Annotated in this window: 3 protein-coding genes and 2 pseudogenes; 1 reads left to right on the top strand and 4 read right to left on the bottom strand. The window is 62.6% G+C overall.

From position 1 onward, the window contains the following. Window positions 1-21 precede the first annotated feature (21 nt). The 4 genes and pseudogenes from YO9_RS0108540 to ilvD all read right to left on the bottom strand — a co-directional run bounded on the left by YO9_RS0108540 (window position 22) and on the right by ilvD (window position 6,427). A pseudogene (locus YO9_RS0108540) lies at window positions 22-1,523 on the bottom strand (alanine/glycine:cation symporter family protein). A 137-nt stretch (window positions 1,524-1,660) separates the two neighbouring features. Then, a complete protein-coding gene (locus tag YO9_RS0108535) occupies window positions 1,661-2,689 on the bottom strand; it encodes an ornithine cyclodeaminase (RefSeq protein WP_016997106.1) in 1,029 nt (342 codons plus the stop codon). A gap of 58 nt (window positions 2,690-2,747) precedes the next feature. Beyond that, entirely contained in the window at window positions 2,748-4,403 is a 1,656-nt protein-coding gene (locus tag YO9_RS0108530; protein WP_016997105.1) for an amino acid permease, read from the bottom strand. Between the two features lie 188 nt (window positions 4,404-4,591). After that, a pseudogene (gene ilvD / locus YO9_RS0108525) lies at window positions 4,592-6,427 on the bottom strand (dihydroxy-acid dehydratase). A 253-nt stretch (window positions 6,428-6,680) separates the two neighbouring features. Between ilvD and YO9_RS0108520 the strand changes: the two are divergent. Further along, window positions 6,681-8,207, top strand: coding sequence for a gluconokinase (locus YO9_RS0108520; RefSeq protein ID WP_016997103.1), 1,527 nt, complete (start codon window positions 6,681-6,683; stop codon window positions 8,205-8,207). The last annotated feature ends 131 nt before the right edge of the window (window positions 8,208-8,338 follow it).

The raw sequence follows: 8,338 nt of genomic DNA, 5'->3' as shown, positions 1-8,338 counted from the left end.
TAACGTCATGCCCTCTTACAGCTAGCCGCGCTTGGCCTCCTTCTTATCGGCCTTCTCCTCCGCCTGTACGATCCAGTGCTGGCGCGTGGTCACAAAGTCTGAGCCGTCCCACGCACCCAGACCGGACAGACCGGGGATGTCACCGGAGTGGAAGACGGGTTCCACACCGGCCTTGCGCTGGTCCATGTAGTTGCGCAACACCTTGGCGGCGACCCCGGCCAACCCGACCAGAGCGATCAGGTTGATGGTGGCCATGAACGCCATGAACAGGTCCGCGAGCGACCACACGAGGTCCAGGGCAGCAATGGCGCCCAGGAACACGCAGGCCAACACCAAGAAGCGGTAACCGGTCATGACCGCACGGGATCCGGTCATGAACCGGATGTTGGATTCGCCGTAGTAGTAGTTGCCGATCACCGAGGACCACGCGAACAGGAAGATCGCGATGGTCAGGAAGTGGATGGCCCACTCGCCCAGCTGTGCGCCCAAGGCGGTCTGGGTGAGCGAGGCACCTTGGCGCTCATCACCGAAGGTCGGGTTGGAGAGCAGGATGATGAAGGCGGTCACGGAGCAGACGATCATGGTGTCGAAGTAGACGCCCAGGGACTGCACGAATCCCTGCTTGGCCGGGTGGGACACGGACGCGGTGGCGCCGGCGTTGGGCGAGGAACCCATACCGGCCTCGTTGGAGAACAGGCCGCGCTTCATGCCCTGGATCAGCACACCGATCAGGCTGCCGGTCACGAACTCACGGATACCGAAGGCACCTTCCACGATCATGAGGAACATGGCGGGGACCTCAGTGATGTTCAGGGCAACAATCAGCAGTCCCAGAATCAGGTACAGGACGGCCATGACGGGAACCACGATCTGAGTCACGCTGGAGATCGAGCGAATACCGCCGAAAATGACGCTGCGGTGATGGCCACCAGGGCCAGGCCGATCACAATGCGGATCCACATGTTCTGGCTGTCGGCCATGTCCAGGTTGAACGAGCCGCTGACCGCGTCCACGATCGAGTTGGACTGCACAGAGTTGAACACGAAGCCGTAAGTGATGGTGATGGTGACCGCGAAGATCAAACCCATCCAACGCTTCTTGAGTCCTCGCTCCATGTAGTAGGCAGGGCCGCCCACATAGCCGTCCCGGGACTTGATCTTGTAGAGCTGGCCGAGGGTTGATTCCACGAACGCACTGGCCGCGCCAATGGCCGCGATGGTCCACATCCAGAAAACGGCGCCCGGGCCGCCCAGGCTGATGGCGATCGCCACACCGGCGATATTGCCGGTGCCCACGCGGGCCGCCGCGGAAACGGTGAACGCGCGGAAGGACGAGATGCCCTTCTTGCCGTCCTCTGCGTCACCGGGCGGGTCCGTGAGCACCCGGAACATCTCGGGGAGTCCGCGCAACTGGATCACGCCAGTACGAATGGTCAGGTAGAGACCCACGCCGATCAGGATCGCGAAGACGACGTACCAAACGTACTCGCCCACCGTTCCGACCAGTTCTGTTAATGCATCCATGAAAAACCCCGGACTTCTCCCTCGGAACAGTCCCGCTCACCCATGCGTGTGGGTGAACGGGACCGGGTGCCTAGTGTGTGCTGTTGCACTGATCTAGGTCACAGTAGCGGAAACTGCCGCCGGGGTGTGAGCCCGGATCAGCCCACGGGCTTGAGCGAATTCACCAGCGAGAACAGATCCTTGGGATCCTCGGGCTCGGCCACCAGGTCGATGTAGCTCTGCAGCTCGGTACCGTTGGTGGAATCGCGCAGGCAGCGCAGGGCGGAGAAGTCCGCGATGGCGAAGCCCACGGAGTCAAAAATGGTGATCTCTTCCTCGGAGGTACGGCCGGGTGCCTGGTCGGTGAGGACCTTCCAGAACTCCACGACCGGGAAGTCCTCTTCGACCTGCTGGATTTCGCCCTCGATGCGGGTCTGCTCGGGGAACTCCACGAACACGGTGGAGCGGTAGAGGATCGCGGCCTCCAGCTCGGTCTTACCCGGGCAGTCGCCGCCCACGGCGTTGATGTGTACGCCGGGCTTGACGTGGCTGTCCACCAGGATGGTGTTCTGAGCCTTGTCCGCGGTGCACGTGGTGATGATGTCAGCGTTGGCCACAGCCTCATCCGTGGAGGACATCGAGTTGATACGGAAGCCCAAGGGTTCCAGGTTGCGCTTCAGCTTGTCCATCGCGGCGGGATCCACGTCGTAGACGTCCAGGTCTTCGATACCCATCGCGGCGCGGAATGCCAGGGCCTGGAACTCCGCCTGGGAGCCGGCGCCGATCATGGCCATGCGCTTGGAATCCTGGCGCGCAAGACGCTTGCCCACCATCGCCGACGTCGCGGCGGTGCGCAGCGCGGTCAACAGGGTCATCTCCGCGAGGAAGGTGGGATACCCGTTGTCCACGTTGGCCAGCACGCCGAAGGCAGTCACCGTCTGGTAGCCGCGAGCGGGGTTGAACGGGTGACCGTTCACGTACTTGAAGGAGTATTCCTCACCATCCGAGGTGGGCATCAGCTCGATCACACCGAAAGGCGTGTGGCTGGCCACGCGCGGGATCTTGTCGAACTTCTCCCAGCGAGCGAAGTCGCTCTCCAAGTACTTGACCATGTTGCGCATGATCCCCTCGACGCCTTCGCGCTGGATCCATCGGGCCATATTGGGTACGTCAACGAACTGTGTCATGGTCTCGTTCTCCTTAGAGGGAGTTATCCCCGTGAGTGGTGTGCTTCTCGGTGGTGGTCTAGTCGTTAGTGGTCTGATCTGTGGCGGACTGGCCGGTGTGGGGATTGCCGGGGTTCGGCTTCTCGGAATTCGGCTGGGGCACTTGGTGAAGTGAAGCAGTCGAGGTGGTGGAGCCGGAACCGGTGGATCGCTCACGACCGACCCGGAATGCGCTCACCACCGGGCGCTCCGCAAGAATGGGAAACGCCCCGGTGAAGCCCTCTCGTTCAGCGGCGATCGCCCGTACCCGACCGCGCACCACGAACCAACCGATCGTCAGGATGGGTATCAGCAGGAGCGAGGATCCCAGTGTCAGGGTGCCCACCGGGTAGTCCACGGCCATCAGCACAATCACACCCGCTAGGAACGCAATGGTCAACCAGTTGGTGAATGGTGCGAACGGGGCGCGGTAGCTGGGTCGGTTGTAGAAACCCTTCTTGGCCATGGACACGTACTTCTTGTGGGCCATGGTGATGGCGGCCCAGCCGGCCATCGTTCCCAGTGCGGCCAGGTTCAGAACGATTTCGAAGGCCTGCTCAGGAACCACGAAGTTCAGCCCCACACCCAACACGGCCACACCCGCGGTCATGAGAATGCCGCCAAATGGCACACCAGATTTCGTGAGTTTGCCGGCGAACTTGGGAGCGGAACCAGCCTGGGCCATCGAGTGCATGATGCGCCCGGTGGAGTACAGGCCGGCGTTGAGCGAGGACAGCGCCGCAGTGATCACGACGAGCTGCATGATGGGACCGGCCGCGCCCACTCCAATGGAGGAGAAGAACGTGACGAACGGGCTCTCGGTCGCGCTGTAAGCGGTGTAGGGAAGCAACAAGCACAGCAGCAGGACTGAGCCGACGTAGAAGACGGCAATGCGCAGGATCACGGTGTTGATGGCCCGGGGGATGACCTTTTCCGCGTTGCGGGTCTCGCCCGAGGTGGTACCCACCAGCTCGATACCGGCGTACGCGAAGACCACGCCCTGCACGACGATCAGCGCGGGAAGAATACCGGCCGGCAGCAGGCCGCCGTTGTCCTGGATCAGGGAGAAGCCCACTTCCGAACCGGTGGGCGTTCCGAAGAGCACGAAGAAAATTCCGACGATCAAGAAGATCACCAGTGCCAGCACCTTGATGAGCGAGAACCAGAACTCCAACTCACCGAACACCTTGACCGACACCATATTCAGGGCGACCACAAAGATCACCACGACCAAGGCCAGGATCCACTGCGGAAACTCAGCCAGGGCCGGGCTGTACTGCCCGAACCACTTGATGTAGATGGCAATGGCCGTGGCATCAGCAACCGCTGTCATGGCCCAGTTCAACCAGTAGAGCCAGCCGGAAACGTACGCGGCCTTCTCGCCGTAGAACTCGCGTGAGTAGGACACGAAAGAGCCGGAGGACGGCCGGTGGACCACGAGTTCACCGAGCGAACGCAGAATCAGGTAACCGAAGAAACCACAGATTGCATACAGGATGAACAGTGACGGTCCGGCCTGCTCCAACCGGCCACCTGCGCCCAGGAACAACCCTGTTCCGATGGCGCTGCCGATCGCGATCATCTGCAGCTGACGCGCACCCAGCCCCTTGTGGAATCCAACGGTTTCATCATTGAACCGTTCCTTGAGGATCTGGCGTTCTTCGCTCTGCGTGATGTGCGGGCCCTGCTGAGACATCCGTTAATTCCTTTCGCTTAAGGCCCGAAAAAGTTCGCGTGCCTGACAGCTGAGCCTATGACCAGCGCTGTTGTCTGAGACACATGCGCCGCCCAAAAGGGGGATATGACAAAAAGATGACCCCGTTGATCAACGGAGTCACCTTTTTCGTCTTATTAGTGCCTTAGCTACTAATAAATAACTTCCATTTAGTCCTCGATCACGCGCACAGCGCCCTTGTCGGCGGAGGTCACCATGGAGGCATAGGCGCGCAGTGCCTTGGACACCCTGCGCTCACGCGGCTTGGTGGGCTTCCACGGTGCGGAGCCCTTGGCCTCCCGACGGCGCGCAAGCTCGGCGTCGTCCACGTTGACCCGCAGCACGCGGTTCTCCACGTCGATCTCGATCTCGTCACCGTGTTCGATCAGACCCACGGCACCGCCGGCGGCGGCCTCCGGCGAGATGTGACCGATGGACAGGCCCGAGGTGCCACCCGAGAATCGGCCGTCCGTGATGAGCGCGCACTTCTTGCCCAGGCCCAAGCCCTTGAGGTAGCTGGTCGGGTACAGCATTTCCTGCATACCCGGTCCGCCCTTGGGGCCTTCGTACGCGATTACCACGATGTCCCCCTCCTTCACGTTCTTGGAGAGGATCTCGTGCACCGCCTCATCCTGAGACTCGACCACGTAAGCGCCGCCCTTGAAGTGGAACAGCTCGGGATCGATGCCGGCGGTCTTGATCACGGCACCGTCCTCGGCGATGTTGCCGAACAGCACGCACAGGCCACCCTCGATGGTGTAGGCGTGCTCCATATCCCGGATGCAGCCCTCGGCCGCGTCCAGATCGTGGTCTTCGTACTCATTGGCTTGCGAGAACGCCTGGGTGGTGCGCACACCGCCGGGGGCCGCCAGGAAGAACTCCTTGGCCTCGTTCGAGGCCTTGCCCGAACGGATGTCCCATTCATCCAGCCACTCGCCCATGGTCTGAGCGTGAACGGTGTGGACGTCCTCATCCAGCAGGCCACCGCGGCGCAGTTCACCCAGGATGGCGGGGATACCACCGGCGCGGTGCACATGCTCGATATGGAATTTAGTGGAGTTCGGTGCCACCTTGGCCAGGCAAGGAACCTTCCGGGACAGCGCGTCGATGTCCGAGAGGTTGAAGTCCACCTCGGCCTCCTGCGCGGCGGCCAGAATGTGCAACACGGTATTGGTCGAGCCGCCCATGGCCACGTCAAGTGCCATGGCGTTGCTGAACGCGGCCTTGGTCGCGATATTGCGGGGCAACACGGACTCGTCGTCCTGCTCGTAGTAGCGCTTGGCGGACTCCACGATGCGGCGGCCCGCTTCCAAGAACAGGCGCTTACGGTTCACGTGCGTGGCCAGCGTGGTGCCGTTACCGGGCAGGGACAGGCCCAGCGCCTCGGTCAGGCAGTTCATCGAGTTGGCCGTGAACATACCGGAGCACGAACCGCACGTGGGGCACGCGTTCTCCTCGATCTGGGCCAGCTGAGCATCTGTGACGGATTCGTCCACGGCCAGTGCCATGGCATCCACCAGGTCCACGCGGTGCTCCACCACGCCTTCCACGCCCTCACCGGATTCCATGGGGCCACCGGAGACGAACACCACGGGGATGTTCAATCGCAGGGCAGCCATGAGCATGCCCGGGGTGATCTTGTCGCAGTTGGAGATGCACACCAGCGTCCGCGCAGTGCGCGTTGACCATGTACTCCACGGAGTCCGCAATGATGTCGCGGGAGGGCAGCGAGTAGAGCATCCCGTCGTGGCCCATGGCGATACCGTCGTCCACGGCAATCGTGTTGAATTCCTTGGCCACGCCGCCGGCTTCCTGGACCGCGGAGGCCACCAGGTCGCCCATGTTCTTGAGGTGGACGTGCCCGGGGACGAACTGGGTGAAGGAGTTGGCGATCGCGATGATCGGCTTACCGAAGTCCTCGCTCCCCATGCCGGTGGCCCGCCACAGGCGCGCGCTCCCGCCATGTTCCGGCCGGTGGTTGACGTTGCTGATCGCAGCTGCGGCACAGTGACTCCTTCCAAGGTGTGCTTCGGGCTCTCGCACGGCTCGATTGTGCCGTGACCCGAAAAGATTTGTTCGTTCCAGGATACGCGCGGCCCACGACGCTATCCATATGTCGGTCATGCGTCTCAAATTTTGATACGCCGACGCCGCTCTGTTCAGTTCCACTCGACACTCACGCGAGTTGCTCCCGCCCGCCGCTCTGCCCGGCTCCATAGACTGAAGACAGCGATCCACCGCAACGGAGCAGGAGGAATCATGGGCAAGCACAAGGACACACCGCGCCCGGACGACGCGGTGGAGTTCGCTGTCGAACTCAAAAAAGCGGTTGACCCGTTGGTCATGGCTCTCGATGTGGGTTCCACCGCGAGCCGTGGTTCCCTCCACGATGCCACCGGGACCCCGGTCCGTGGCTACCGGCACAAGGTTCCGCATTCCTTCACCACGGCCTCCGACGGCACATCGGTGATCGACCCCGATCAGGTGGTTGAGGAGTTGAGCGAGATCCTGGACTTGGTGTGTGACCGGTCTGAGCTGGCCGGGCGAGTGCGCGGCGTCGGACTCGATACTTTTGCGTCATCGCTCGTGGGCGTGAACGAGGAGGGGAGCGCTATTACCCCGTGTTTCACGTATGCGGATTCCCGCTGCGCGCCGCAGCTCGCGCAACTGCGTCAAGAATTGGACGAGCGCGAAGTACAGGACATCGTGGGTGCCCGGCTGCACACCAGCTACCTGGCGCCGAGGTTTCGCTGGCTGGCGGAGACCCAGCCGGAGGTCATGGAGGAGGCCGTTCGATGGATGTCCATCGGTGAATATGTGTGGCTGAAGCTTCTCGGAACTACTGCGGCGGGTACCGCGACCGCCGCGTGGACCGGGCTGCTCAACCGGCGCTCCGGCAACTGGGATCAGCGCATGCTCAAGGCAGCAGGGATCTCTGAGGATGTCCTCTCGCCGATCCTTGACCCCGATCAACCGCTGCCGGACGTGGACCCCGAGCGCACCGAACGCTGGGAGGGTCTCTCCCGTGCCCAGTGGTACGCGCCTGTGGCCGACGGGTTGTGCGCCAACATCGGTGTGGGCGGCGACAACGAACAGACCATGGTCGTCTCTGCAGCCACTTCCGGTGCCATGCGGGTGCTTCTGCATCACCGCCCGAACGACATTCCGCTCGGACTGTGGTGCTACCGGATCGACTCCAAACGTTGCCTGCTGGGTGGCGCCCTCAATGATGTGGGCCGTGCGGTCAGCTGGCTGGAGACCACTCTGAATCTGGACGGCGTTGACCTGGATGAGATTGCCGGGGAAGCTGTGTCGACCTCGACCCCGGGAGTGCTGCCTTTCCTGACCGGCGAGCGTTCCACCGGCTGGGCCGGCAGCGCGCGCACCGCATTCGTGGATGTTTCCGCGTCCACCGATGCAGCGGGGATGGCCCGCGGAATGTTGGAGGGTATCGCGGCGTCGTACCGGCGGGTGGCCGATGAGATGGAAGAAGCCGCCAAAGACGTCGAGAAGATCGTGGCCGCCGGAAGCGTGACGCAGGATCTGCCGTCGTGGTTGCAGATTCTGGGCGACTACCTGGGCAAACCGGTGATTCATCAGGTCATGAAGCGCTCCACCGCCCGTGGCACCGCTCTGCTGATGCTCGAGTCGCTGGCTCCGGACGTGGATCCGGCCGATCACGAACCCGCCGGTACCTACTCGCCGCAAGATGAGACGCGGGAGTACTACGACGGTGTCCACGAACGGTTCGAGCGCGTGTACGACGCACTAGTCGCGGGTTCTTGATCTGGCGGAGCGCTAACCGCCGAACATGCTCCGCCATCCAGCAGCGCGTGCGAGTCTCATGTGAGGCAACGGCATCGACGAAGTCTCAAGCGAGGGAACTGCCGATTTCCTGCCGCGGGTTCTAAGGGTGG

The organism is Kocuria atrinae C3-8, assembly GCF_000286355.1.
GTDB lineage: Bacteria > Actinomycetota > Actinomycetes > Actinomycetales > Micrococcaceae > Kocuria > Kocuria atrinae_A.
The sequence above is the reverse complement of the archived record's forward strand: the minus strand, read 5'-3'. Positions and strand labels throughout refer to the sequence as shown.